Here is a 25,840-nt window from a genome sequence, read left to right on the forward strand (position 1 = left end):
CGATCGCCGCGGCTTCACGCCCGGCCGCGCCGCATCGCGCCGCGCGGCCCCCTCCCTTTCCGCGCCGCAAACCCGGCGCACGTTGACGACCGGCACGGCCACGCCTCGCCCGGCATGAGTGCAGGATTCGACAAGACGCCGGCCCCGCTTCCCCCGATACTGGCCGACTTTCCGATTCTGTCCGGCCAGCTCGTGGCCCGTCACGCATGCTTACCTCGATCGTCGCCGCCGCGTTCGTCGCGCTGTGGTCCACCGGCTTCATCGTCGCGCGGGCCATCAAACCCTACGCCGATCCCAACCTGTTCCTGCTCGCGCGCTTCGCCGGCACGGCCGCGCTGTTCGGCGTCGTGGCGCTCGCCGCGCGCGCACCGTGGCCGGCCCGCCGCGAATGGCCGCGCCATCTGATCGCGGGCGCGCTGCTGCAGGGCGTCTATCTGGGCGCCAGCTACTGGGCCGTCGCGCAAGGATTGAACGCGGGCGTCATGGCGTTGCTCGGCGCGCTGCAGCCGCTCGCCACCGCCGTGCTCGCGGTCCCGCTGTTCAACGAGCGCCTGCCCGCGCGCGGCTGGCTCGGGATGGCGCTCGGGCTCGTCGGCGTCGCGCTCGTGCTGGCGCCGAAGGTCGCGGGCGGCGTCGCGTCGCCGCCGGGTGCGGCGCCCGAGTGGCTGGTCGTCGCCGTATCGGTGCTGGCGGTCGGATCGATCACGGCCGGCTCGCTGTACCAGAAAGGCAAGCTCGCGCAGAGCGACCTGCGCACGGCGGTGGCCGTGCAGAATTTCGGCGCGGCGATCGTCGCGACCGGCTTCGTCGCGCTGCTTCACGAAACCCGCTGGATCGGCGCGCCGGCGCTATGGGTGTCGCTGGTGTGGGGCGTCGTGTTCCTGTCCGGCGGCGCGGTCACGATGCTGATGTGGATGCTGCGCCGCGGCAACGCGGCGCGCGCGACGTCGCTGCTGTTCCTCGCGCCGCCGCTGGCCGCGCTGCAAGGCTACTGGCTGTTCGGCGAAACGCTCGCGGCGATCCAGCTCGCCGGCTTCGCGCTCGCGCTGGTGGGCGTCGTGCTGGCGCGGCGCTGACGCCGGCCATCCGGCGCGCATCCCGTCGGCGGGGCGAGCGCGCATGCCGTTCGCCCGGCATCCCGCACCCGCCCGGCGCACCGTGCACCACGGCGACGCAGTACGTCTCGCCGAAGCAACGCGAAGCCTCCGGAACGCACGCCCGGCGCGGCACCGCGCCGCGATTGCGCTTATGATGGGCGCCTTGCATTTCGTTCCGGAACTTTCTTCATGACATCCGCCGATTACGCCAGCCGCCAGCGCGCGATCATTGCCGAACTGAACGTTGCCCCGCACTTCGACGCCGAGGCCGAGATCGACCGCCGCATCGATTTCCTCGCGCACTATCTTCGTTCGACCGGCCTGCGGTCCTACGTGCTCGGCATCAGCGGCGGCGTCGATTCGTCGACGGCCGGCCGGCTCGCGCAGCTGTCGGTCGAGCGCCTGCGCGCCGACGGCTACGATGCGCGCTTCATCGCGATGCGCTTGCCGAACGGCGTGCAGAACGACGAAGCCGATGCCCAGCGCGCGCTCGCGTTCGTGCGCGCGGACGAGGTGCTGACGGTCGACGTGAAGCCGGCCGCGGATGCGATGCTGCGCTCGCTGGTCGCATCCGGCCACGCATTCGACACGCCGGCGCAGCAGGATTTCGTGCACGGCAACATCAAGGCGCGCGAACGCATGATCGCGCAGTACGCGGTGGCCGGCGCGCGGCGCGGCATCGTGATCGGTACCGACCATGCGGCCGAGTCGCTGATGGGTTTCTTCACGAAGTTCGGCGACGGCGGCGCGGACGTCCTGCCGCTCGCGGGCCTGAGCAAGCGGCGCGTGCGCGCGGTCGCGCGTGCGCTCGGCGGCGAGGAAACGATCGTGATGAAGGTGCCGACGGCCGACCTCGAGGAACTGCGTCCGCTGCGGCCCGACGAGCACGCGTACGGCGTGACCTACGACGAGATCGACGATTTCCTCGAGGGCAAGCCGGTCGAAGACCGCGTGTACGAAACGGTGCTGCGCTTCTTCGACGGTTCGCGCCACAAGCGCGCGCTGCCGTACACGCCGTTCGACTGGCGGCCCGCGTAAGCCGGCCGCCGCAACCGGCATACCGCGCGCGAGCCGTCGAGGCCGCGCGCGGCACGCCCACCACGGGCAGCGCTATGCGTGCCCGCCCGCCTTCTTCGCCTGCAACGCGCGAATCCGCAGTCGCGCACCCGTATCGCTGACCGTCGCGTCGTACATCGTCGCGAGGTCGCGCTTGAGCGCGGTGCGCGAGCCGCCGTCGAGATACACCATGTGCCCCGACGGATAGAACCGCGCCGACAGGTTCTGCCGCACCTTCAGATCCTCCAGCGGCATCTGCTGCAGGTCGATCACGGTCTGGTAGAACGGCGTGACGAAATCGTACAAGCCGTTCGCCGACAGCACCTTCAGGTCGACGTTCAGCGCCATCACCGCGGCGAGATCGCCGGCCGTATAGAGAATCACGTTCCCCTGCGCATCGATGCCCTGCTGCGCGCCGGTCGGGTCGATGTGGCCGAAGTCCCAGTTCCGGAACGCCTGGTCGTTCAGGTCGGTGAACGCGGAATTCGACGTGAACTTCAGCTGCTCGTTCAGGTAGCTGTTCCACATCGCCGTATAGACGCCCGTCACGGCCGTCATCGTCGGATCGTTGCCGCCCGAATTCGGATCGATCTTGCCGGCGATGCCCGACGAGATTCCGGTCACGCGGCCGTCGTACGAACCGAGCGCGAGCCCCTGCGCATGCAGCAGCGTCGTCAGGAACAGCGAATTGCCGCGCGTGTCGTAGCCGGCGATATCGAGGCTCCACGATTGCAGCGTCGCCGCATCGATGCCCGTGTATTGCGACAGTTTCTGCACGGCCGCCGGATCCGCATGCGGAAGCGTGCGCAGCGCCTTCAGGTAGTCGGTGCGCGCGAACTGCGCGACCTCCTCGACGAACGCGCCGAGATCGGTCGGCGCGGGCGTGACGCCGAGCTTCTTGTGATACCACGCGTCGGCCGCGGCGGTCGGCAGCGCGCCGACCGGGTTGCCGGCCTGCCGGTAGTCGAGGATCGACGACTGCAGCGTGACGCCGTTCAGGTCGACGCCGTCCTCGTGCAGCTTGTACGCGAGCACGCAGCTGCGCGCTGTGCCGTACGATTCGCCGAACAGGTACTTCGGCGAATTCCAGCGGTTGTTCTTCGTCAGGTAGCGCTTGATGAACTGCTTCAGCGAATCCGCATCCTGGTCGACGCCCCAGAAATTGCGGTTCTTGTTCGGCGCGACGGCCGCCGAATAGCCGGTGCCGACCGGATTGATGAACACCAGGTCGCTGTGGTCGATCATGCTGTCCGGGTTGTCTTCGATCTGGTACGGCGCGGGCGGCGTGAAACCCGGCATCGACGTCTTGATGCGCTTCGGCGCGAACGAGCCGAGCAGCACGAACACCGACGACGAACCGGGGCCGCCGTTATAGAAGAACGTCACCGGGCGCGTTTCTTCCTTCGCGCCGTCGGCCGTGAACGCCACGTAGAAAAGCTTCGCGGCCGGCTGCGAACTGCTCGGGTCGACCGTCACGAGATGGCCGGCCGTCGCCGTGTACGCGATGCGCTTGCCGTCGATCAGGATGGTGTGATGCGTGATCGCGGCCGCCTCGGTCGTGTCGGTCACCGAGTCGTCGGGGCCGTTGCCGTACGCGACCGGGTCGAAGAACGGCTGGTCGCGGCCGTGGCTCAGCGCGACCGGGTTGACGGTCGGCGGCACGCCATGCGAATTGTGGTCGCCGTGATGCAGCGGATACACGCCGCCGGAAGATGCGGAATCGATGCCCATCGTGCTGCTCCTGGAGGTGAAAAAAGACGCGGGCAGGACACCCGCGTCGAACGGAAAGGCGTGGGCCCGCGCGTCAGCTCGACGGCTTGCGCGCGAGGATCGCGGCGAGCTGCGCGCCGTTCGGGCTGCCGAGCCCCGTGCACGCGTCCCAGCCCGAAGCGGCCGCATAGGTGCCGTTCGATCCTTTCGTGATGTCGCGCAGCGCGCCCGGATGCTTGTACAGCACCGGATTGACCCAGCCGGCCGACGCGCCGGCCGCCGCATTGATCCGTGCGATCAGCGCGGCCCACAGCGGTGCGACCGCGCTCGTGCCGCCCATCACCGCGGCGGTGCCCGCGACCGATACCTCGTAGCCCGTCTGCGGCGACGCATCGCCGGCCACGTCGGGCACGCCGCGTTTCGCGAGCGGCGTGCGGCTGCCGTCGGCGAGCGTCACGGCAAGCCCCTGCTGCCACGCCGGCACGTCGAACAGCGTGCTGACGCCGCCGCCGCCCGCGCCGCCGCCGGCCGCCTCGTCGTTCCACGTGACCTCGCTGCGGATGCCCTGCCCCGGCAGCGCATCGAGCTGCGTGCCGCCGCAGCCGAGCACGTACGGGCTCGACGCGGGGAAATCGACGTGATCGGTGCCGTCCTGCAGCCCGTCGCCCGAGCCGCTGTCGCCCGACGCCGCGCACACGGTAATGCCCTGCGCGGCGGCCGCCTGCAGCACGCGGTTGAACGCCTGCGCCGACTGCGCCTGCCAGATGGCTTCCGGGCCGCCCCAACTGATCGAGATCACGGAAGGTTGGTTGGTCTTGTCGGTCACGGCCGCGTTCACGGCCTGGATGAAACCCGCGTCGCTGTTCGGCGCGAAGTAGATGGCGAGTGTCGCGGCGGGCGCGATCGCGCCGGCGATCTCGATGTCGAGCGCGACTTCGCCGTCCGGGCCGTTCGGGTCGCCGGTCGGCGCATTGCGGCCGGTGCCGACGTTCACGTCGACGAGCGTCGGCGGCGTCTTGAGCCCGAGCCCGCGGAAATATTGCTGGATGTCGGCCGCGCGATAGCCGCCGCCGAGTTCGATGATCGCGATACATTGGCCGGCGCCGTCACCGGCCGGAAAATCGTACAGCGACGCCAGCTGGACCGGCGTAAACGTCACGCCCGCGGCACCGCGCGCAGGCTTGAACGGCGGACGAAACCGGAAATGCGGCCGCGCCTGCGGGCGGCTGTCGAGGCCGAGCACGGCCGTGACGGCGTCACCGAGATCGTCGGGTAGCGCGATCGGGCCCGAGCGGCCGCGATACTGGCCGATCGACCGATGCTCGAATCGTTCGAGCTTCACGCCGAATGCGGTTTCGAACTGTGCGATCGTCCCGGACAGCACGACGACGCTCTCGACCGGATCGACGCGATCGACCGTCAGCTGATGACGATGCGCGAAATCCTCGGTCTTGCGAATGTCGTCGGGATTGGCGGAGAAACGCTGCGCGAACGCTTCGCGCGACAGCGGCTTCGCCTGTGCGTCGCCGGTGGCGAGCTGGTGGACCAACGTATCGAGTTGCCCTTCTTCCTGCCGCCGCAACATGATCGTGACGTGGATGCGTTCTGCCGGATCGCACGCGCCGAGACATTTGGACTCGGCGACGATTCGGGGTTCACGGTCGGCGTGAAGATGCCTTGCCATGTTCAGACCCTCCTTGGTACCGCGTTGCACGGAACAGCCAGGAAATCGGACACAGCCGGCGGAAGTCGGTTCCGTTCGGTCAGTCGATTCGCGCTTGCGCGAAGTTAGAGGAAGTTTAGAACAGTCAGACGATTTGCGCGTCCCCCCTTCTGCAGCAAGGCACGCGCGCGAAGGCCGGCATTGCGCGCGGCCAGTCGGGCTGCGCGGCAACGGCGCGGAGCCTCGTTCAGTCCATTGAAAGGCGCAGCGCGAATCCGATCAGTGCCGCCGAAAACGTCCAGCGCTGCACGGTCTGTGCGAGCGGATGCGCGCGCATCCACGCCGCGATGCGCGACGCGCCGAACACGCACGCGAGGTCGAAGCACACGCCGGCCGCGACCAGCAGCGCGCCGAGCTCGAACATCTGCCAAACGACCGGCCCGGCCTCGGGTCGCACGAACTGCGGCAGCAGCACCGAGCAGAACAGCAGCGCCTTCGGGTTCAGCAGGTTCGTCAGCAGCCCCTTCACGAATGACTGCCGCAGCTCGCCGGCGGTCGCCGCATCGCCGTCGCCGAGCGCGAACACCGGCGAGCGGAACACCTGGATCGCCACATACGCGAGATACAACGCGCCGCCATAGCGGATCACCTCGTACAGCCACGGTGCGCCGCGGATCAGCGCCGCGACGCCGCAGGCCGACAGCGTCACGTGTGCGGTGCGCGCGAGCGACAACCCGGCTGCCGCCGCCATCCCGGGCCGCACGCCACGGCCGATGCTGGTCTGCAGCACGAGCGCCATGTCCGGCCCCGGCACCGCATAAATGGCGGCCAGCGCGGCGAGATAAATCAACAGCAAATGCGTGGAAATCATGGTCTGCCCCGTCCTTCAATGACGATATGTTGCCGCTGAAGAAGGAGGGATTATTGGCCATCTTTGGCTCGGGATTGGCGATCCTTGGGGGAATCCGCCACAATCACGAAATCGATACAAGGATTCCGCCAACATGACCGAGCTCGACAAAACCGACCGCGCCATCCTCGCCGCGGTGCAGCGCGACGGCCGCATACCGATCGCCCGCCTCGCCGAATCCGTCGGCCTGTCCGAGACGCCCTGCGCGCGGCGCCTCAAGCGGCTCGAAAGCGACGGCTACATCGAGCGCTACCGCGCGCAGCTGTCGCGGCAGGCGCTCGGCTTCGGCGTCGTCGCGTTCGTGCTCGTGCGGTTCGCGACGCACGACCGCAAGGTCGCCGACCGGTTCGAACGGGAAGTGCTCGGCATCGAGCGGATCCTCGCGTGCCACAACGTCGCGGGCACGGCCGACTACCTGCTGCAGGTGGTCGCGCGCGACCTCGACGACTACGGCACGTTCCTGCGCGACTCGCTGCGGATGCTGCCGGGCGTGACTTCGATCGAGTCGGCGCTGTCGCTACGCGAGGTGAAGCACGACGCGGGCTTGCCGGTACCGTGAGGCGCGGCTGCGCCAGCCGCCCCGGCGTAACGCTGGTTCACATGGTTGGCGCCCGCGGCGTCATGCCGCGTCGGGCGCCTGATGCGCGCGTTCGAGATCCTCGAGAAACGCCTCGACCAGCGGATTCCCGCGCCCGTTGCGCGCGACGACCATGTGGAACGTCACGTCGTAGCGCAACGCCTCCGGATTGAGCGGGGCAAGCAGCCCCTGCGCGACGTACGGCGCCGCGAAGTGTTGCGGCAGGTAGCCGAGGTGGTGGCCGGACAGGATCAGCAGCGCGACGGCTTCCATGTTGTCGGCCGTCGCGGTCACGCGGTCGGGCGTGGTCGACAACTGCGCCTCCGGCAGCGGATACGAGCGCCACGCCCATTCGAAGCCCGCGACGTCGGCCGGCGTCAGCATGCCGGCCCCGTCGAACAGCGGATGGCCGCGGCCGCAATAGGCGACCTGGCGCTCGATGAACAGCGGCGTGTAGTGCAGCGACGGCACGCGGTGCCAGAAGTAGCCGACCGCGATCTGGATCTCGTCGCTCAGCAGCTTCTCCTCGAGATCGCCCGGCGCGCGCACCGAAATCGAGAAACGCACGGCTTCGTCGCGCGTGCGGAACGCGGCGATCGCCTCCGCGATCCGCGCATTCTGGCTCACCGGCGTATGGCCGATCAGGCCGATGTTCAGCGTGCCGACCAGTTGGCGGTCCATGTGCCGCGCGGCCATCCCGAATTCGTCGAGCGCCGCGAGCAGCTTGCGGCTCATCGCGTGGAACCGCTCGCCCTTCGGCGTGAGGCGGAAACCGCTGCGGCCGCGCTCGCAGAGCCGGTAGCCGAGCCGCGTCTCGAGCGACGACAGCTGCGCGCTGATCGTCGACTGCCCGACGTTCAGCACGGCCTGCGCGGCCGATACGCCGCCCGCGTCCGTGACCGCGAGAAACACGCGGATCAACCGCAGATCGAGGGTCGACAGATTCCCCAGCACGTTCATCCCCTTCCATACATCGATGAAAATCGATGTTTACGTCGATATCTTCGCATTCTTCTTTCCCGGCGGAGCGCGTAAAACTGTGCGCCAGGCCGCGTCGCATGATACGGCAACCCCACACCGGAAGAGACAGCCATGAACGACCACCCCCATTTCCAGCCGCTCGGCGGCAATGAAATGCCGCGCTGCGGCGGCATCGCGACAATGATGCGCCTGCCGCACGTGGCGAGCGCCGAAGGCCTCGACGCCTGTTTCGTCGGCGTGCCGTTCGATCTCGGCACGTCCAACCGCACCGGCGCACGCTTCGGCCCGCGCCAGATCCGCACCGAATCCGTGCTGCTGCGCCCGTACAACATGGCCACGCGCGCCGCGCCGTTCGATTCGCTGCAGGTGGCCGATATCGGCGACGTCGCGATCAACCCGTACAACCTGCACGATTCGATCGCGCGTATCGAAGCCGCGTACGACGCGATCCTCGAGCACGACTGCAAGCCGATCACGCTCGGCGGCGACCACACGATCGCGCTGCCGATCCTGCGCGCGATCCACCGCAAGCACGGCAAGGTTGCATTGATCCACGTCGATGCACACGCCGACGTGAACGACACGATGATGGGCGAAAAGATCGCGCACGGCACCCCGTTCCGCCGCGCGGTCGAGGAAGGCCTGCTGCACGGCGACAAGGTCACGCAGATCGGCCTGCGCGGCACCGGCTACGCGGCCGAGGATTTCGACTGGTGCCGCGAGCAGGGTTTCCGCGTCGTCCAGGCCGAGGCATGCTGGAACAAGTCGCTTGCGCCGCTGATGGAAGAAGTACGCGCCCGCGTCGGCGACACGCCCGTCTACATCAGCTTCGACATCGACGGCATCGACCCGGCCTACGCACCGGGCACCGGCACGCCGGAAATCGCCGGCCTCACGGTGCCGCAGGCGCTCGAGATCATCCGCGGCGCGAAGGGGCTGAACATCGTCGGCTGCGACCTCGTCGAAGTCGCGCCGCCGTACGACCCGTTCGGCACCACGGCGCTGCTCGGCGCGAACCTCGCGTACGAGCTGCTGTGCGTGCTGCCGGGCGTCGCGTACCGGGACTGATCCCGCCCCCCCTATTCCAAATCAGAGGATTCCAGAGGAGCACATATAAAGATGGGGACTTCCGTCAAGCAACCGAAGCGGGCGGCGCTCGCTTCGTTCGTCGGCACCACGATCGAGTGGTACGACTTCTATAGCTACGCGACCGCCGCCGCCATCGTGTTCGGGCCGCTGTTCTTTCCCGGCGAAAACCGCTTCATCAGCCTGCTCGCGTCGTTCGGCTCGTTCGCGGTCGGTTTCTTCGCACGGCCGCTCGGCGGCGTGATGTTCGGCTATCTCGGCGACCGCTTCGGCCGCAAGCGCTCGCTGCTTGCGACGCTGATGCTGATGGCCGTGTCGACCGTCGCGATCGGCCTGCTGCCGACCCACGCGCAAGCCGGCGTGATCGCGCCGGTCCTGCTCGTGCTGATGCGCGTGCTGCAAGGCATCGCGGTCGGCGGCGAATGGGGCGGCGCGGTGCTGCTCGCCGGCGAGCACGCGCCCGAAGGCAAGCGCACGTTCTTCGCGTCGTTCGCGCAGCTCGGCAGCGCCAGCGGCCTGATCCTGTCGATGCTCGCGTTCGGCGCGATCAGCACGCTGTCGAAGGACGACATGATGAGCTGGGGCTGGCGCGTGCCGTTCCTCGCAAGTTCCGTCCTGCTGATCGTCGGCTTCGTGATCCGCGCGAGCGTGTCCGAGTCGCCCGAGTTCGAGGAGGTCAGGAAGAGCGGCAACATCGCGCAACAACCGCTGCGCGAGGCGCTCAAGTACTGGCCGTTGCTGCTGCTCGCGATCGGTGCGAACGTATACGGCATCGCCGGCGTGTATTTCAGCAACATCTTCATGATCAGCTATGCGACGCAGTTCCTGTCGCTCGACCGGTCGATGGTGCTGCATTGCATGACGATCGTCGCGGTGCTGCAGTTCGTCGTGCAGCTCGCCGCCGCATTCCTCGCGCAACGCTTCGGCACCACGCGCGTGCTGCTGATCACCGGCGCATGGGCCGCGCTCGTCCCGTTCGTGATGCTGCCGCTCGTGCACATGGGCACGCCGCTGTCGATCACGGTCGGCGTCGGCCTCGCGACGCTGGCGGAATCGGGCTACTACGCGGTCGTCGCGGGCTTCGTCAGCGGCATCTTCGTCGCGCGGATCCGCTACACGGCGATCTCGATCGCGTACCAGGTGTGCGGCGCGCTCGCCGGCGGCCTCACGCCGCTCGTGGCGACCATCATCGCGCAGAACACCGCGCCGCAATGGTGGCCGCTGGCGCTCCAGTACACGAGTGCGGCCGTGCTGTCGTCGCTGTGCGTGTGGCTGATCTCGCGCCGCGTCGGCATCGACGATGTCGGCGCGCCCGGCAAGACGAACGCGGCGCTGCCGCGCGGCGCGCGCACCGCGTAGCGTCCGCACGACGGGCAGGCGCTTCGCCTGCCCGTTTTTCATCGGGCGGCGCGTCGCACCGCCCGCTGCTTTCCCCGCCCTTGATTGCCTGCCGCAACGGCGTCGCGGCAGGCACGCGCACGCGGTCGCATCGAACGACCGCGCGACCCTGGAGACATTGCCGTCATGAACCGCCCCGACACCCTCGATGTCGGCCGCGCCGTACCGGCCGGCCTCACGATCGAGCATCATTCGATCGACTACATCCCCGAACACGAACGCCATGCGAAGCTCGCCAGCCAGGGCCCGTTCTGGTTTCTCGGCAACTTCCATTTCTTCACGATCTCGATCGGCTTCGTCGGGCCGGGCATGGGCCTGTCGGCGGGCTGGACGACGCTTGCGGGCGCGCTCGGCATCATGTTCGGCACGATCTTCATGGCGTTCCACGGCTCGCAGGGGCCGGAGATGGGCCTGCCGCAGATGATCCAGTCGCGCGCGCAATTCGGTTATCGCGGCGTGATCGTCGCGCTGCTCGCGACGCTGTTCGTGTTCGTCGGCTTCAATGTCGTCAACGTATCGCTGATGGTCGACGGCGTGCACAGCGTATTCGGAATCGACGGCGGCTTCGTCGCCGTCGCGGCCGTGGTAACCGGCGCACTGCTCGCGATCTACGGCCACGACCTGATGCACCGGACCTTCACGTGGGCGCTGATCGCGACGCTGCCGCTCTATGCGCTCGTCACGCTCGCGCTCGTGTTCGGCCATGCGGCGCCGCCCCATGCCGCCGTTGCGCCGGCCGCGCCGGGCTTCAACGGGATCGCCTTCGCGACACAGTTCGCGATTGCCGCGAGCTACAACATCTCCTATGCGCCGTACGTGTCGGACTATTCGCGCTATCTGCCGAAGCACACGAGCCGCGCGAAGCTGATCGCCGTGATCTTCGCCGGCGCGTCGCTGTCGGGCACCTGGATGATCGGCCTCGGCGCATGGCTCGCGCAGAAGCTGCACGCGGCCGATGCGCTGGTCGCGATGAACGACGTCGGCTCGTCGCTGGTGCCGGGCCTCGGCAAGCTGATCGCGATCATGTCGCTGGTCGGCTTCCTGCCGATCATCGCGCTCAATGCATACAGCGCGATGCTGACCGTCCTGACCGCCGCCGATTCGATCGTGCCGATCCGGCCGACACGCCGCGCGCGCGTCGCGTCGATCGTCGCGATCAGCACGTTCGTGCTCGCCTGCGTGTTCGCGATCCGCGGCAACGGCATCGCACTGCTGCAGACGTTCCTGACGCTGATGCTCTACTTCCTCGTGCCGTGGACCGCGGTGAACCTCGTCGATTACTTCTTCGTGCGGCGCGGCCGCTACGCGATCGCGCACTTCTTCACGCCGGACGGACTCTACGGCGCGTGGCAGCCGCGCGGCATCGTCGCGTACCTGGCCGGCTTCGCCGCGATGGTGCCGTTCTTCTCCATCTTCGATGCCGAAGCGAACCGCGAGGTCTTCGTCGGCCCGTTCGCACGCATGCTGGGTGGCGTCGATATCGCATGGCTCGTCGGGCTGGCCGTCGCGGGTGCCGTGTATGCGGTGCTGTCGCGTTCGCTCGATCTCGAACGCGAACGACGCGTGATCGCCGACGCACGGTCTCCCGAAACGCTCGCCGACACGCCCCGTCACGAACACGCGTGACGGAGCACGTGGCGCATCGCGGCGCGCAGGTTGCCTGCCGGGTCATCGATCCCGGCGGCAAGCGCGCAGCATGCGCTACGTTACCGCGCCTGGGCGCGCAACGTCTTCGCGGCGGCGACCATGTTCGTCAGCGCCGGAATCACCTCCGCCCACTGCCGCGTTTTCAGCCCGCAATCCGGGTTCACCCACAGGCGTTCCGCCGGAATCCGTTCGGCCGCCTTCTTCATCAACCCGACGATATGATCCTGCGTCGGGATGTTCGGCGAATGGATGTCGTACACGCCCGGCCCGATTTCGTTCGGATACCTGAAATCGTCGAACGCGTCGAGCAGCTCCATGTCCGAGCGCGACGTCTCGATCGTGATCACATCCGCATCCATGTCGGCGATCGACGCGATGATGTCGTTGAACTCCGAATAGCACATGTGCGTGTGGATCTGCGTATCGTCCCGCACGCCGTTCGCGGTGATGCGGAACGACTCGACCGCCCACTTCAGGTATTCGCCCCACTGCGCGCGGCGCAGCGGCAGCCCTTCGCGCAGCGCGGCCTCGTCGATCTGGATCACGCGCACGCCGGCCTTCTCGAGATCGAGCACTTCTGCGCGGATCGCGAGCGCGAGCTGGTAGCACGACACCGAGCGCGGCTGGTCGTCGCGCACGAACGACCAGTTGAGGATCGTCACGGGGCCGGTCAGCATGCCCTTCATCGGCTTGTCCGTCAGCGACTGCGCGTACGTGATCCATTCGACCGTCATCGCCTTCGGGCGGCTGATGTCGCCGAACAGAATCGGCGGCTTCACGCAGCGCGACCCGTACGACTGCACCCAGCCGAACTGGCTGAATGCATAACCGTCGAGCTGCTCGCCGAAGTATTCGACCATGTCGTTGCGTTCGGCTTCGCCGTGCACGAGCACGTCGAGTTCGAGCGATTCCTGTTCGCGGACGCTGCGTTCGATCTCGGCCTGCATCGCCGTGCGGTAGCCGGCTTCGTCCAGCGCGCCGGCCTTGAACCGGCTGCGCGCGTGGCGGATTTCGGCGGTCTGCGGGAACGAACCGATCGTCGTCGTCGGGAAGGCCGGCAGGTTCAGGCGCGCCGACTGCTTCGACGCACGCTGCGGATACGGGCTCGCGCGGTTGCCGAGCTGCGCATCGATACGCGCGATCGCGGCCTTCACCGCCGGATTGTTCACGCGCGGCGAGCGGCGGCGCGAAGCGATCGCGGCGGCGTTCGCGGCGAGCGCCCCGGCCACCTTGTCGCGGCCCTCGTTCAGCGCGGTCGCGAGCACCTTCAGCTCATCGAGCTTCTGCAGCGCGAACGCGAGCCACGAACGGATTTCCGCATCGAGCTTGTCCTCGCTCGCGAGATCGACCGGCACGTGCAGCAGCGAGCACGACGGCGCGAGCCACAGGCGATCGCCGAGCTGCTTCGCGAGCGGCTCGAGCCAGTCGAGCGTCGCATTCAGGTCCGTCTTCCAGATGTTGCGGCCGTTGATCGCGCCCACCGACAGCACGCGTTCGGCCGGCAGCTCACGAACCAGCGCGTCGATTTCGGCGCGGGCGTTGATCGCGTCGACATGCAGGCCGTCGACCGGCAGCGACGCCGCGAGCGTCAGGTTGTCCTGAAGCTGGCCGAAGTACGTCGCGAGCAGCAGCTTGATGCGGCGCGTTTCCAGCACCGCGTAGGCGGTGCGGAAGGCCTGGCGCCATTCGGCATCGAGTTCGGTCACGAGAATCGGCTCGTCGATCTGCACCCATTCGACGCCCTGCGCGGTCAGCGTGTCGAGCAGCGCGCCGTACACGGGCAGCAGCTTCGGCAGCAGCGCGAGGCGATCGGAATCGTCCTTCGCCTTGCCGAGCCACAGGTACGTGACGGGGCCGAGGATCACCGGCTTCGCGTTCACGCCCTGCGCGGTCGCCTCGGCCAGTTGCTGCAGCAGGCGCGACGGATCGAGCGAGAAGTTCGTGTCGGCGTGGAATTCCGGGACGATGTAGTGGTAGTTCGTATCGAACCACTTCGTCATTTCACTGGCCGCGACGCCGCCGCAGCACGCCGCGTGTTCTTCAGCCGATTGCGCCGACCGGCCGCGCGCGACGCGGAAGGCGTTGTCGAGCGCGTCACCGTGGAAGTCCTGCACGCGCTTCGGCAGATTGCCGAGCGTGAAGCTCATGTCGAGCACCTGGTCGTAGAACGAGAAATCGCCGATCGGCGCCAGGTCCAGGTCGCGCTGATCGTGCCAGTGGCGCCGGCGCAGCTCGGCGCCGAGCGCCTTCAGCGCGTCGCGCGACGATTCGCCCTTCCAGTAGCGCTCGAGACCGAACTTGAGTTCGCGCTTCGCGCCGATGCGCGGGAAACCGAGATTGTGTGTCGTGACCATGAAGCTGCCGTCCAGAGAAAAATTGAAGATCCGGCAGCCATCATAGGGATTTCAACACATGAAATAAAATGGCATTATTTCATTCATCCATTAAAGTTGTTCATGCATTCATTGCGTGCCCCCCATCCATGCTGGAACGATTCCATCTCGTCGTCATTCGTGAAGTCGAGCGCCAGGGCTCGCTGACCGCGGCCGCCAATGCGCTGCACCTCACGCAATCGGCGCTCAGCCATACCGTCCGGAAGATCGAGCAGCAGCTCGGCACGCCGATCTGGGACCGCGAAGGCCGCGGCCTGCGGCTCACGCAGGGCGGGCACTACCTGCTGAAACTGGCGAACCGGCTGCTGCCGCAGTTCGAACTCGCCGAGGAGCGGATGAAGCAGTACGCGAAGGGCGAGCGCGGCACGCTGCGCATCGGGATGGAATGCCACCCGTGCTACCAGTGGCTGCTGAAGGTCGTGTCGCCGTACCTGTCGCGCTGGCCCGACGTCGACGTGGACGTGAAGCAGCGCTTCCAGTTCGGCGGCATCGGCGCGCTGTTCGGCCATGACGTCGACGTGCTCGTGACACCCGACCCGTTGAACAAGCCGGGGTTGCGCTTCGATCCCGTGTTCGATTACGAGCAGGTGCTGGTGGTCGCCGACTCGCACCGGTTCGCGAACGCCGACTACGTCACGCCCGAGCAGCTGACCGACGAGATCCTGATCACGTACCCCGTCGAAACCGACCGGCTCGACATCTACAACCAGTTCCTGACGCCGGCCGGCATCGTGCCGAGGCGGCACAAGTCGATCGAGACGACCGACATCATGCTGCAGATGGTGGCGAGCGGGCGCGGCGTGGCCGCGCTGCCGAGATGGCTGGCCGACGAGTACGCCGACCGGATGCCGGTCGTGCCGGTCAAGCTCGGCAAGAAGGGAATCGCGAAGCAGATCTTCCTCGGCATCCGCGAGGCGGATGCATCGATCGACTATCTGGCCGCGTTCGTCGCGCTGGCGCGCGAATCGACGTGGAGCGCGCCGCGCATGCTGCGCTAGGCGCGCATCGCGATGCGTTCGCTGCGTTCGACCCAGGCACCGAACAGCAGGCCGATCGTCGTCCACATGATCGCCTGCATCCCGAGCGCGGCGACGCGGAACTTCCACAGCAAGGCAGCCGGGAATGCGGCCGGTACCTCGTCGAACGACGGCAACCCCAGCTGCACGGCCGCGATGATCGCGACGAACACGAGGCCCGCGACGATCGACGCGTTCCATTGACCGAGCTTCGCCAGCAGGTGGCGGCGCACGCCGACCGAGAACACCATCGTCGCGATCGAGATCGCGATCATCAGGAAGAACAGGCCCGTGCGCTGGCCGATCGTATCGGGGTCGCCGACCGCCGGCGGATTGGCCGGGTACTTGATGTTCGGCACGATCACGAGGGCGATGAACGCCGCCAGCGCGAGCCACGCGGCGAGCTGCCGTGCCGGCAGGCGGCCGCCGCGCCCGTACGCATAGGCAAAGACCAGCGAGAACAGTCCGCCGAAAGCCGCGCCATAGGTCACGACGCCCGTCAGCAGGCCGAGACCGGCCTGGGTGTGGCGGCTGACCAGTTCGACCTCGTGATCGTGATCGTGCCCGGGCTCGTCGCCCTTGGCGGCATCGAGTTTTTCTTCAAGGGAGATCGCCCGATCGACTTGCGGTTCGCCGACGATTTTCGCGAAACCGAACGTGATGAGACCCGCGGCGATGCCTGCGAGCATCCCGCGCATGAGCAGCTTTCCGACCATCGTGTGCTCCGCGTCAGTGGCAGGGAAAGCCGAGCAGATGGCGGCCGTCGTGGACGAACTCGTGGACATACATGCCCGGCACGAGCGACGTCGCGCCTTGTTCCGCGCCGACGAAATACAGGGCGAGCAACAGGATCAGGCCGACGAATACGGCCCAGGGCAACAGTTCACGGACGGGGATGGGGGCCGGCACGACCGCCGGCTTCAGCACTGCTTCGCTCATGGATGCACCTCAGGGGAATCGCGCCCCGACAAATGATGGATGGGTACGAAGGCAGGTCTGGCTTCCGGGATCGTCGATTCTCCGGTTACAGTGGCGCGACCGCGCCGGAATTGCACCGGCTTCCGCGTTTCGTATCGGGCGAATTGTACGCGCGAACGGGCGCGTATTGAAGTGATCGCGCGGTGACAATCACGTCCCGTTCCGGATCATCCGACCATCGACATGACCCTGCATGCCTCGTTGCGCCTGATCGCACACGCATCGACCCGGGCGATGCGCACCGGCACGTTCCCCGACGACGATCCGCTCGACGCGCGCGGGCGCGCCGAAGCTGCCGCGTGGCGCGGCCGGTGGTCACGCGCCGGCGGATCGCTCGTCGTGCTGTGCAGCCCCGCATGCTGTGCGCGGCAGACCGCCGATGCGCTCGGGCTGCGCGCCGACGTCGACGACGCGCTGCGCGACATCGACTACGGCAACTGGCGCGGCAAGCGCCTGAGCGACCTCGCACGCGATCTGCCGGGCGAACTTGCCGCGTGGATCGGCGATCCGTCCGCCTCGCCGCACGGCGGCGAATCGTTCGCAGCCGCCGCGCATCGGGTCGGCACATGGTTGAACGCGCTGCCGCCTGGTCGCGACGTGATCGCGATCACGCACGCGCCGCTCGTCCGTGCGGCCCTCGCGCATGTGCTGCGGATGGATCCGGCGGCGGCCGCGCGTCTCGACATCGCGCCGCTGTCATGCACGACGTTCGCCGCTTCGCCGGACGGCTGGTCATGGGTCGCGCCGGATGACGACCGACGCGACGCCGGTGCGTCAACCACCGTTGCGCCCACTATGTGAGCGATCAGGGCGACGCAGCGCCGAGCATTCGGCCAATCAGCTTACATCCCGTAAGACACACCGTTCGTGGTCCCGACTGTCATCAAACTGACTGCTGGTCACCGCTAGGATCGGACGCGGTTCCCTCACGAGATGCCGTCATGAATCAACCTGCTTCGTCCGCCCCGAACAACGCCGGCTCCATCGAACGTACCAGGCAGATCGGCTATGCCGTGTTCCTGCTGGTGCTCGTGCTCGGCGCCCTCTATATCGGCACGCACCTGTTCGACGATCTGTCGCCGGTCCGCGAAGGCTCGCTGTTTCCGTACCTGTTGCTCGGCGCGGCATTGCTGATCGCGCTCGGCTTCGAATTCGTCAACGGCTTCCACGACACCGCGAATGCGGTCGCCACCGTGATCTATACGCATTCGCTGACGCCGAACGTCGCGGTGATCTGGTCGGGCATGTGGAACTTCCTCGGCGTGATGGTCTCGAGCGGCGCCGTCGCGTTCGGGATCCTGCAGTTGCTGCCCGTCGAGCTGATCCTGCAGGTCGGCAGCGGGGCGGGCTTCGCGATGGTGTTCGCGCTGCTGATCGCCGCGATCGTGTGGAACCTCGCGACCTGGTATTTCGGGTTGCCCTCGTCGAGCTCGCATACGCTGATCGGGTCGATCATCGGCGTCGGGCTGATGAACCAGCTGATGCACGGGCCGTCCGGCACGAGCGGCGTCGACTGGGGTCAGGCGCTCGGCGTCGGCAAGTCGCTGCTGGTCTCGCCGATCGTCGGCTTCCTGTGCGCGGCGCTGCTGCTGCTCGTGCTGAAAGCGCTCGTGCGGATTCCCGAGCTGTACAAGGAGCCGCCGAAGGATCAGCCGCCGCCGTTCTGGATTCGCTGCCTGCTGATCCTGACCTGCACGGGCGTGTCGTTCGCACACGGGTCGAACGACGGACAGAAAGGGATGGGCCTCATCATGCTGATCCTGATCGGCACGGTGCCGACCGCGTATGCGCTGAACAAGGCCGTCACGCCGGCCGAATCGCAAACCTTCGTGGCGGTCGCGAACCAGGCGGCCGCGACGTTCGGCAAGTACACGAACGGCGTCGCGCCGTCCGCGAACCCGCGCGCCGACGTCGAGCACTACGTTCAGCATCGCGAACTGACGCCCGCCGTGCTGCCGGCCGTGCAGCAACTGTCGACGTCGCTCGCGACCGCGGTCGGCGCGTCGGGCTCGATGGCGGCCGTGCCGCAGCGCGACGTCGACAACGTGCGCAACACGATGTATCTCGTCTCCGAAGCCATCCGCCTGATCGAGAAGTCCGGTCAGCCCGCGTTCGCCGCCGACGACAAGCTCGCGATCGACAACTATCGCAAGCAGCTAGACCACGCGACCAAGTTCATTCCGACCTGGGTGAAGGTCGCCGTCGCGATCGCGCTGGGCCTCGGCACGATGGTCGGCTGGAAGCGGATCGTCGTGACCGTCGGCGAAAAAATCGGCAAGCAGCATCTGACGTATGGACAGGGCGCATCGGCCGAACTCGTCGCGATGCTGACGATCGGCGCCGCCGACGTGTACGGCCTGCCCGTGTCGACGACCCACGTATTGTCGTCGGGTGTCGCGGGCACGATGGCGGCGAACGGCTCCGGACTGCAATGGAGCACGGTGCGCAGCCTCGTGCTCGCGTGGGTGCTGACGCTGCCGGCGTCGATCGCGCTTGCCGGCGGGCTCTACTGGTTGTTCCGGTCGCTGGCTTGATTCGGGTTGCAACGGGTGGCCGGTATCAGCCGGCCGCCTGTCGTGGAAGATTCACCGCTCGCCTCCGCGCCCCTCCGCACCGATCCGCCGCAGCGTTCGAATGTCCGTGCGCGCACCATGCCGTCCCCTCCTCGTTCCGAATTGAAGCGCAAGATCTGGAGCGCATCCGCACACGAACGTCGTTAGACTGGGTTCGTCGACTTTCTCCGTGGCCGCAACCATGCACGCAATGCTTCCGGGCGTTTCGCGCGACCCGGCGCCACATCGCTGACGAACCGAGGGACGCCCGTGAACATCGCCGATCTGCAACCTGCCATCGCATCGCCGGACATCGCGCGACGCGTCGACACCCTCGACTGGCCGACTGTCGGCGCCGAACTCGATCGGTACGGATGCGCGCATGTGCCGGGCCTGATTTCGACGGACGAGTGCGATGCGCTCGCGGCGCTGTATCCGCGGGATGCACTTTATCGTTCACGCGTGGTGATGGCGCGGCACGGGTTCGGTCGCGGCGAATACAAGTATTTTGCGTATCCGCTGCCAGCGGTCATCGCCGAGCTGCGCGCGACGCTCTACCCGCATCTCGCGCCGATCGCGAATCGCTGGAACCAGGCACTCGGGATCGACGTCCGCTATCCGAAAGACTCTACGACCTTCCTCGATCGCTGCCACTCGGCAGGACAGACGCGACCGACGCCGCTGATCCTGCAATACGGTCCCGACGACTACAACTGTCTCCATCAGGATCTCTATGGCGAGCACGTGTTTCCGCTGCAGGTCGCGATCCTGCTGTCGGCGCCGGGCCGCGATTTCACGGGTGGGGAATTCGTGCTGACGGAACAGCGGCCGCGCATGCAATCACGCGCGGAAGTGGTGCCGTTGATGCAAGGCGACGCGGTGATTTTCGCCGTGCATGGCCGGCCCGTGCAGGGGACGCGCGGCGTCTATCGCGTCAACCTGCGCCACGGCGTGAGCCGGATTCGCAGCGGCCACCGTCACACGTTGGGCCTCATCTTTCACGACGCGCAGTAGCAAGAATCGGGATGACGCTGATGAGAGCGTGCCGATCGTCACACACCGGATTCAAACCGGACACGCCGCGCGCCATTGCCCTGCGCCGCCAAGCCAGGCCCCGCCCGATCCGGCGCGGGCTTTTGCATTTCGGCGGCGTAAATGCGTGCGATGTGCAGCGTTACCCGGCTATCCGCGTTACCCTGCCGCCCGCGTCACGATCCAGCATTGCTCCTCGGTCCGCTCACTCACCCTCGGCGACAGACGATCGATTGTGATAACCGTCAGGCCATCTCAGCCATGACGAATCGGCACTCGAGGTGAACGACGGGGAACCGGCATGCTCACCTGTCGCAACGCAATGCGACTTGAAGTCCGGGCCTATCCTCGCGCCACGTTCGCCCGCAGCCGGTCGCCTGCGTCCGAGGCCAGTCGCGCATAGCCCGGCAACGTCAACAGTGCGAGCACGCCTGCCGCGACGAATGCCCAGCGGAAGTCGTCGAGCACGTAATGCATGCCGGCCGCATCGCCGCGCGCCAACGCCGCGACCCGCAGCGACAACGCACCGAACGCGATCCCCATCCCGATCGTCATCTGCTGCGCGGCGCTCCACAGCGTGCTGGCCGCGCTCGTCTGATGAGCCGGGATATCCGCATAGGCAAGCGTCGCGAGCGTCGTGAACTGCATCGACCGCGTCAGCCCGTAGACGAATACGACGAGCAGCGTGATCGCCAGCGGCGTCGACGCGGTCAGCCAACCGCACGCGATCGTGAAGACGCCGACGATCGTCACGTCGACGAGTGCAACGCGCCGGAAGCCGTATCGGTCGAGAATCCACGACGTTCCCGCCTTCATGCCCAGATTGCCGAGCGCGCTCGCGAGCAGCAGCAGGCCGGACTGGAACGGCGACAGCCCGAAGCCGATCTGGAACAGCAGCGGCAGCAGGTACGGCACGGCATTGATCGCCATCCGCGTGACCGAACCGGTGATCACCGTCACCGAGAATGTCGGCACCTTCAGCGTCGTGAAATCGAGCAGCGGATGTGCGTGACGTCGTGCATGCAGCCATGCGGCCAGGCCGAACAGCACGCTTGCACCCACCAGGACGCCCGCACGCGTGAAGTCGACATCCTGCTGCCCAGCCGCCTCGGTGCCGATCAGCAGACAAGTCAAGGCGCCGCCGGCCAGCACGAATCCAACCCAGTCGAGCGGCCGTTGTTCGTCGGCCCGCGTATTCCGGACGATCAGCCAGGTACAGACGAGCGCGGCAATGCCGAACGGGACGTTCAGCAGGAAGATCCAGCGCCATGACGCATAGGTCGTGATGAAGCCGCCGATCGGCGGCCCGACCACAGGCGCGACGATGCCCGGCCACGTGATCGTCGCGATCGCACGCATCAGCTTGGCCTTCTCGGTGCTGCGCACGACGATCATCCGTCCGACCGGGACCATCATCGCCCCGCCGACGCCCTGCAGCAACCGCGCAGCCGTGAACGTCCCGACGCCGTCGGACAGCCCGCACAGCACGGACGCACCGGTGAAGACGACGATCGCACTCGCGAATACCGTGCGCGATCCATAGCGGTCCGCGATCCAGCCGCTGATCGGGATGAATACGGCCAGCGCCAGCATGTAGGCCGTCATTCCGAGGCTCAGCGCGTTCGGCCCGACGCCAAACGAGCGTGCCATCTGCGGCAGCGCGGTCGCGATCACGGTCGTATCGAGGTACTCCATGAAGAACGTTGCGGCGACGAGATACGGCAAGAAGTCGGTCGTCCGACCACCTTGAGCAGGGCTGTCAGTCATGAACGATGCAGGAAACGGAATGCGGGAGACCCCGATCGCCAGCGGATGCGAACGAGCGCCGCCGATCGGGACGAATGGCGATATTACCCCGAAGGGCCTGCTCTCCGCTCTGCAACGCATGTCGCGAAAATGGACTTTATGCGCATAGATTTTTATGACGAGTTCGTGATGCATTCGCCGACGGGCGCACACGATCAATTCGACGGGGCGAGTCGAAAGTGGGTAGATGAAGCGGGGCTTTTTTCACAGAAGCGGTATTTGTCGATTATTGTCGACGAATTTCGCCCATCATCGGCCATCAGATATTGCCGCCTGGTGTAGCGACATCGACCGGGCGCTGACTGAAGATGGATTGACGTGATCCGTAGAAGGACGTGCCGGGGGAATTCGAGAGGTGTCTGGCGAGCGGATTGCTCGAGGCCGGCAGATGCCAGATTCCAGATCATTGGCCGTCTCGGTTTCGGCCGCATTGCACGTGGCCGCGCACGCGCATTTCCGTCGCCGAAATGCAAAAACCCCCGCCTTTCGGGCGGGGGTTTCTGGCTTAGGGAGCCTGACGATTACCTACTTTCACACGGGAATCCGCACTATCATCGGCGTAGAGTCGTTTCACGGTCCTGTTCGGGATGGGAAGGGGTGGGACCGACTCGCTATGGTCATCAGGCAAAGAGGGTTGTTGCGCTGCTTCGCAGCACAACCAATCTGGGAAGAAGCAGTAATTTAGGTTGTGTGTATCACACACGAGAATCCAACTTGTCGCTCTGGATCTTGCAGCCAGTGCTTTCACACGGCGCCGATCCACAAGGCAGACTTGTTATAGGATCAAGCCTTACGGGCAATTAGTATCAGTTAGCTGAACGCATTACTGCGCTTACACACCTGACCTATCAACGTCCTGGTCTCGAACGACCCTTCAAGGGGATCTAGTCCCCAGGGATATCTCATCTTAAGGCGAGTTTCCCGCTTAGATGCTTTCAGCGGTTATCTCTTCCGAACATAGCTACCCGGCGATGCCACTGGCGTGACAACCGGTACACCAGAGGTTCGTCCACTCCGGTCCTCTCGTACTAGGAGCAGCCCCCTTCAAATATCCAACGCCCACGGCAGATAGGGACCAAACTGTCTCACGACGTTTTAAACCCAGCTCACGTACCTCTTTAAATGGCGAACAGCCATACCCTTGGGACCGGCTACAGCCCCAGGATGAGATGAGCCGACATCGAGGTGCCAAACACCGCCGTCGATATGAACTCTTGGGCGGTATCAGCCTGTTATCCCCAGAGTACCTTTTATCCGTTGAGCGATGGCCCTTCCATACAGAACCACCGGATCACTATGACCTGCTTTCGCACCTGCTCGACTTGTCGGTCTCGCAGTTAAGCACGCTTATGCCATTGCACTATCAGCACGATTTCCGACCGTACCTAGCGTACCTTCGTACTCCTCCGTTACGCTTTGGGAGGAGACCGCCCCAGTCAAACTGCCTACCATGCACTGTCCCCGACCCGGATCACGGGCCAAGGTTAGAACCTCAAACAAACCAGGGTGGTATTTCAAGGACGGCTCCACCGAAACTAGCGTTCCGGTTTCATAGCCTCCCACCTATCCTACACAGATCGGTTCAAAGTCCAATGCAAAGCTACAGTAAAGGTTCATGGGGTCTTTCCGTCTAGCCGCGGGTAGATTGCATCATCACAAACACTTCAACTTCGCTGAGTCTCGGGAGGAGACAGTGTGGCCATCGTTACGCCATTCGTGCAGGTCGGAACTTACCCGACAAGGAATTTCGCTACCTTAGGACCGTTATAGTTACGGCCGCCGTTTACCGGGACTTCAATCAAGAGCTTGCACCCCATCATTTAATCTTCCGGCACCGGGCAGGCGTCACACCCTATACGTCCACTTTCGTGTTTGCAGAGTGCTGTGTTTTTATTAAACAGTCGCAGCCACCAGTTTATTGCAACCCCTTCACCCTCCTGGCGCAGGCCAGTCAAGCTACAAGGGCGTACCTTATCCCGAAGTTACGGTACCAATTTGCCGAGTTCCTTCTCCCGAGTTCTCTCAAGCGCCTTAGAATACTCATCTCGCCCACCTGTGTCGGTTTGCGGTACGGTCATCGTTAGACTGAAGCTTAGAGGCTTTTCTTGGAACCACTTCCAATTGCTTCGCTCCCTAAGGAGCTCGCGCCACACCCTTGAATTGCGCACCCGGATTTGCCTAAGTGCCTTCTCCAATGCAGCGACCGGGACTTCCAACACCCGGACAACCTTCCGCGATCCGTCCCCCCATCGCATCTAACAATGGTGCAGGAATATTGACCTGCTTCCCATCAGCTACGCATTTCTGCCTCGCCTTAGGGGCCGACTCACCCTACGCCGATGAACGTTGCGTAGGAAACCTTGGGCTTACGGCGAGGGGGCCTTTCACCCCCTTTATCGCTACTCATGTCAGCATTCGCACTTCCGATACCTCCAGCACGCTTTTCAACGCACCTTCGCAGGCTTACGGAACGCTCTCCTACCATGCGTGCAAAGCACGCATCCGCAGCTTCGGTATATAGCTTAGCCCCGTTACATCTTCCGCGCAGGACGACTCGATCAGTGAGCTATTACGCTTTCTTTAAAGGGTGGCTGCTTCTAAGCCAACCTCCTGACTGTTTTAGCCTTCCCACTTCGTTTCCCACTTAGCTATATTTGGGGACCTTAGCTGGCGGTCTGGGTTGTTTCCCTCTTGACACCGGACGTTAGCACCCGATGTCTGTCTCCCGTGATTGCACTCTTCGGTATTCGGAGTTTGCTATGGCGGGGTAATCTGCAATAGACCCCCCAACCATGACAGTGCTCTACCCCCGAAGGTGAGACACGAGGCACTACCTAAATAGTTTTCGGAGAGAACCAGCTATTTCCAGGTTTGTTTAGCCTTTCACCCCTATCCACAGCTCATCCCCTAACTTTTCAACGTTAGTGGGTTCGGACCTCCAGTACGTGTTACCGCACCTTCATCCTGGCCATGGATAGATCACCTGGTTTCGGGTCTACGCCCAGCAACTGAACGCCCTATTCGGACTCGCTTTCGCTACGCCTGCCCTATACGGTTAAGCTTGCTACTGAACGTAAGTCGCTGACCCATTATACAAAAGGTACGCCGTCACCCCTTACGAGGCTCCGACTGTTTGTATGCATGCGGTTTCAGGATCTATTTCACTCCCCTCCCGGGGTTCTTTTCGCCTTTCCCTCACGGTACTGGTTCACTATCGGTCGATCACGAGTATTTAGCCTTGGAGGATGGTCCCCCCATCTTCAGACAGGATTTCACGTGTCCCGCCCTACTTGTCGCACACCTAGTTCTTTCATACTGTTTTCGCCTACAGGGCTATCACCTGCTATGGCCGCACTTTCCAGAGCGTTCGGCTAACAATACAAATAAAGAGTGCAAGGCTCATCCCATTTCGCTCGCCACTACTTTGGGAATCTCGGTTGATTTCTTTTCCTGCGGTTACTTAGATGTTTCAGTTCACCGCGTTCGCTTCGCATGGCCTATGTATTCAGCCATGGATACTCCAAAAGGAGTGGGTTTCCCCATTCGGACATCTACGGATCAAAGCTCGTTTGCCAGCTCCCCGTAGCTTTTCGCAGGCTACCGCGTCCTTCATCGCCTGTGATCGCCAAGGCATCCACCACATGCACTTGTTCGCTTGACCCTATAACGAGTCTGTCTCATCGACAGCCGCTACAGGTTGAGTTCTCGCGTTGTGCCGTATTCCAAATTGAGTCGAACATAGAGTTCGAATCATCTTGAGATACATCGATACAATCACAACCCGGATAGTTTTCACGTCCATCTCAAGACGCTTCCGCTATCCAAATTACTTACTTCTTCCAGATTGTTAAAGAACGACAGCCGATATCTGTTGATATCCTCTGACTGGCTCAATCGCCAATGCAAAATTCTCGGTTCAGCGTGTGAACCAAGCACTT

18 protein-coding genes, 2 rRNA genes and 1 riboswitch are annotated in these 25,840 nt (G+C 65.1%); of the genes, 10 read left to right on the forward strand and 10 right to left on the reverse strand.

Features of this window, described 5'->3' with window-relative positions:
* Positions 1-206: 206 nt before the first annotated feature.
* Together WJ12_RS32425 and nadE are read left to right on the forward strand one after the other, a co-directional pair.
* Positions 207-1,076, forward strand: a complete 870-nt coding sequence (locus tag WJ12_RS32425; RefSeq protein ID WP_059557433.1) for a DMT family transporter — start codon at positions 207-209, stop codon at positions 1,074-1,076.
* A 210-nt stretch (positions 1,077-1,286) separates the two neighbouring features.
* Complete coding sequence (nadE, locus tag WJ12_RS32430) at positions 1,287-2,135, forward strand: ammonia-dependent NAD(+) synthetase (protein WP_034190616.1); 849 nt, start codon at positions 1,287-1,289, stop codon at positions 2,133-2,135.
* A gap of 72 nt (positions 2,136-2,207) precedes the next feature.
* Here nadE and WJ12_RS32435 read toward each other — a convergent pair whose 3' ends face one another.
* The 3 genes from WJ12_RS32435 to WJ12_RS32445 form a co-directional block, all read right to left on the reverse strand.
* The gene (locus tag WJ12_RS32435; protein WP_034190617.1) at positions 2,208-3,884 is read right to left on the reverse strand and encodes a S10 family peptidase; all 1,677 of its coding nucleotides are present in this window, start codon (positions 3,882-3,884) and stop codon (positions 2,208-2,210) included.
* A gap of 73 nt (positions 3,885-3,957) precedes the next feature.
* Positions 3,958-5,547: a S53 family peptidase gene (locus WJ12_RS32440; protein ID WP_034190618.1), complete on the reverse strand. Its 1,590-nt coding sequence runs from the start codon at positions 5,545-5,547 to the stop codon at positions 3,958-3,960.
* A 226-nt stretch (positions 5,548-5,773) separates the two neighbouring features.
* Positions 5,774-6,397: a LysE family translocator gene (locus tag WJ12_RS32445; protein WP_049029964.1), complete on the reverse strand. Its 624-nt coding sequence runs from the start codon at positions 6,395-6,397 to the stop codon at positions 5,774-5,776.
* Positions 6,398-6,530: 133 nt separating this feature from the next.
* On the opposite strand from WJ12_RS32445, the gene WJ12_RS32450 reads away from it, so the two are divergent.
* A complete protein-coding gene (locus WJ12_RS32450) occupies positions 6,531-6,995 on the forward strand; it encodes an Lrp/AsnC family transcriptional regulator (protein ID WP_059557431.1) in 465 nt (154 codons plus the stop codon).
* A gap of 60 nt (positions 6,996-7,055) precedes the next feature.
* On the opposite strand, the gene WJ12_RS32455 is transcribed toward WJ12_RS32450, so the two are convergent.
* Complete coding sequence (locus tag WJ12_RS32455; RefSeq protein ID WP_034190634.1) at positions 7,056-7,967, reverse strand: LysR family transcriptional regulator; 912 nt, start codon at positions 7,965-7,967, stop codon at positions 7,056-7,058.
* Positions 7,968-8,105: 138 nt separating this feature from the next.
* On the opposite strand from WJ12_RS32455, the gene speB reads away from it, so the two are divergent.
* The 3 genes from speB to WJ12_RS32470 all read left to right on the forward strand — a co-directional run bounded on the left by speB (position 8,106) and on the right by WJ12_RS32470 (position 12,104).
* Entirely contained in the window at positions 8,106-9,062 is a 957-nt protein-coding gene (speB, locus tag WJ12_RS32460; protein WP_059557429.1) for an agmatinase, read from the forward strand.
* Between the two features lie 51 nt (positions 9,063-9,113).
* Positions 9,114-10,439 carry an MFS transporter gene (locus WJ12_RS32465; protein WP_034190621.1) on the forward strand — a complete coding sequence of 442 codons (1,326 nt, stop codon included), beginning with the start codon at positions 9,114-9,116 and terminating at the stop codon, positions 10,437-10,439.
* A 165-nt stretch (positions 10,440-10,604) separates the two neighbouring features.
* On the forward strand, positions 10,605-12,104 hold the full coding sequence (locus tag WJ12_RS32470; RefSeq protein WP_059557427.1) for a purine-cytosine permease family protein: 1,500 nt from the start codon (positions 10,605-10,607) through the stop codon (positions 12,102-12,104).
* An 80-nt stretch (positions 12,105-12,184) separates the two neighbouring features.
* Here the strand turns inward: WJ12_RS32470 and metE are convergent, their stop codons facing one another.
* Positions 12,185-14,479, reverse strand: coding sequence for a 5-methyltetrahydropteroyltriglutamate--homocysteine S-methyltransferase (metE, locus tag WJ12_RS32475; protein WP_059557425.1), 2,295 nt, complete (start codon positions 14,477-14,479; stop codon positions 12,185-12,187).
* Positions 14,480-14,607: 128 nt separating this feature from the next.
* Between metE and WJ12_RS32480 the strand changes: the two genes are divergently transcribed.
* A complete protein-coding gene (locus tag WJ12_RS32480; RefSeq protein ID WP_034190624.1) occupies positions 14,608-15,516 on the forward strand; it encodes a LysR family transcriptional regulator in 909 nt (302 codons plus the stop codon).
* Here the strand turns inward: WJ12_RS32480 and WJ12_RS32485 are convergent.
* Complete coding sequence (locus WJ12_RS32485; RefSeq protein WP_059557423.1) at positions 15,513-16,250, reverse strand: CbtA family protein; 738 nt, start codon at positions 16,248-16,250, stop codon at positions 15,513-15,515. The two genes, WJ12_RS32480 and WJ12_RS32485, sit on opposite strands and share 4 nt — an antisense overlap.
* A gap of 13 nt (positions 16,251-16,263) precedes the next feature.
* Positions 16,264-16,473, reverse strand: a complete 210-nt coding sequence (locus WJ12_RS32490; protein ID WP_006488502.1) for a CbtB domain-containing protein — start codon at positions 16,471-16,473, stop codon at positions 16,264-16,266.
* Positions 16,474-16,506: 33 nt separating this feature from the next.
* Positions 16,507-16,645: riboswitch (cobalamin riboswitch) on the reverse strand.
* 50 nt (positions 16,646-16,695) lie between these two features.
* On the opposite strand from WJ12_RS32490, the gene WJ12_RS32495 reads away from it, so the two are divergent.
* The 3 genes from WJ12_RS32495 to WJ12_RS32505 all read left to right on the forward strand — a co-directional run bounded on the left by WJ12_RS32495 (position 16,696) and on the right by WJ12_RS32505 (position 20,078).
* Positions 16,696-17,313 (forward strand): histidine phosphatase family protein, encoded by a 618-nt coding sequence (locus WJ12_RS32495; protein WP_059557421.1) that lies wholly within the window; start codon positions 16,696-16,698, stop codon positions 17,311-17,313.
* A 140-nt stretch (positions 17,314-17,453) separates the two neighbouring features.
* Positions 17,454-19,046 carry an inorganic phosphate transporter gene (locus WJ12_RS32500; RefSeq protein WP_034190627.1) on the forward strand — a complete coding sequence of 531 codons (1,593 nt, stop codon included), beginning with the start codon at positions 17,454-17,456 and terminating at the stop codon, positions 19,044-19,046.
* Between the two features lie 288 nt (positions 19,047-19,334).
* On the forward strand, positions 19,335-20,078 hold the full coding sequence (locus WJ12_RS32505) for a 2OG-Fe(II) oxygenase (protein WP_034190628.1): 744 nt from the start codon (positions 19,335-19,337) through the stop codon (positions 20,076-20,078).
* Positions 20,079-20,438: 360 nt separating this feature from the next.
* Here WJ12_RS32505 and WJ12_RS32510 read toward each other — a convergent pair whose 3' ends face one another.
* From WJ12_RS32510 to WJ12_RS32520, 3 genes are all read right to left on the reverse strand, one after another.
* Positions 20,439-21,863 (reverse strand): DHA2 family efflux MFS transporter permease subunit, encoded by a 1,425-nt coding sequence (locus WJ12_RS32510; RefSeq protein WP_034190629.1) that lies wholly within the window; start codon positions 21,861-21,863, stop codon positions 20,439-20,441.
* Positions 21,864-22,414: 551 nt separating this feature from the next.
* A 5S ribosomal RNA gene (gene rrf / locus WJ12_RS32515) occupies positions 22,415-22,527 on the reverse strand.
* Positions 22,528-22,681: 154 nt separating this feature from the next.
* Positions 22,682-25,563, reverse strand: a 23S ribosomal RNA gene (locus WJ12_RS32520).
* Between the last annotated feature and the right edge of the window lie 277 nt (positions 25,564-25,840).

It is taken from the genome of Burkholderia seminalis (genome assembly GCF_001718535.1).
Classification (GTDB): Bacteria; Pseudomonadota; Gammaproteobacteria; order Burkholderiales; family Burkholderiaceae; genus Burkholderia; species Burkholderia seminalis.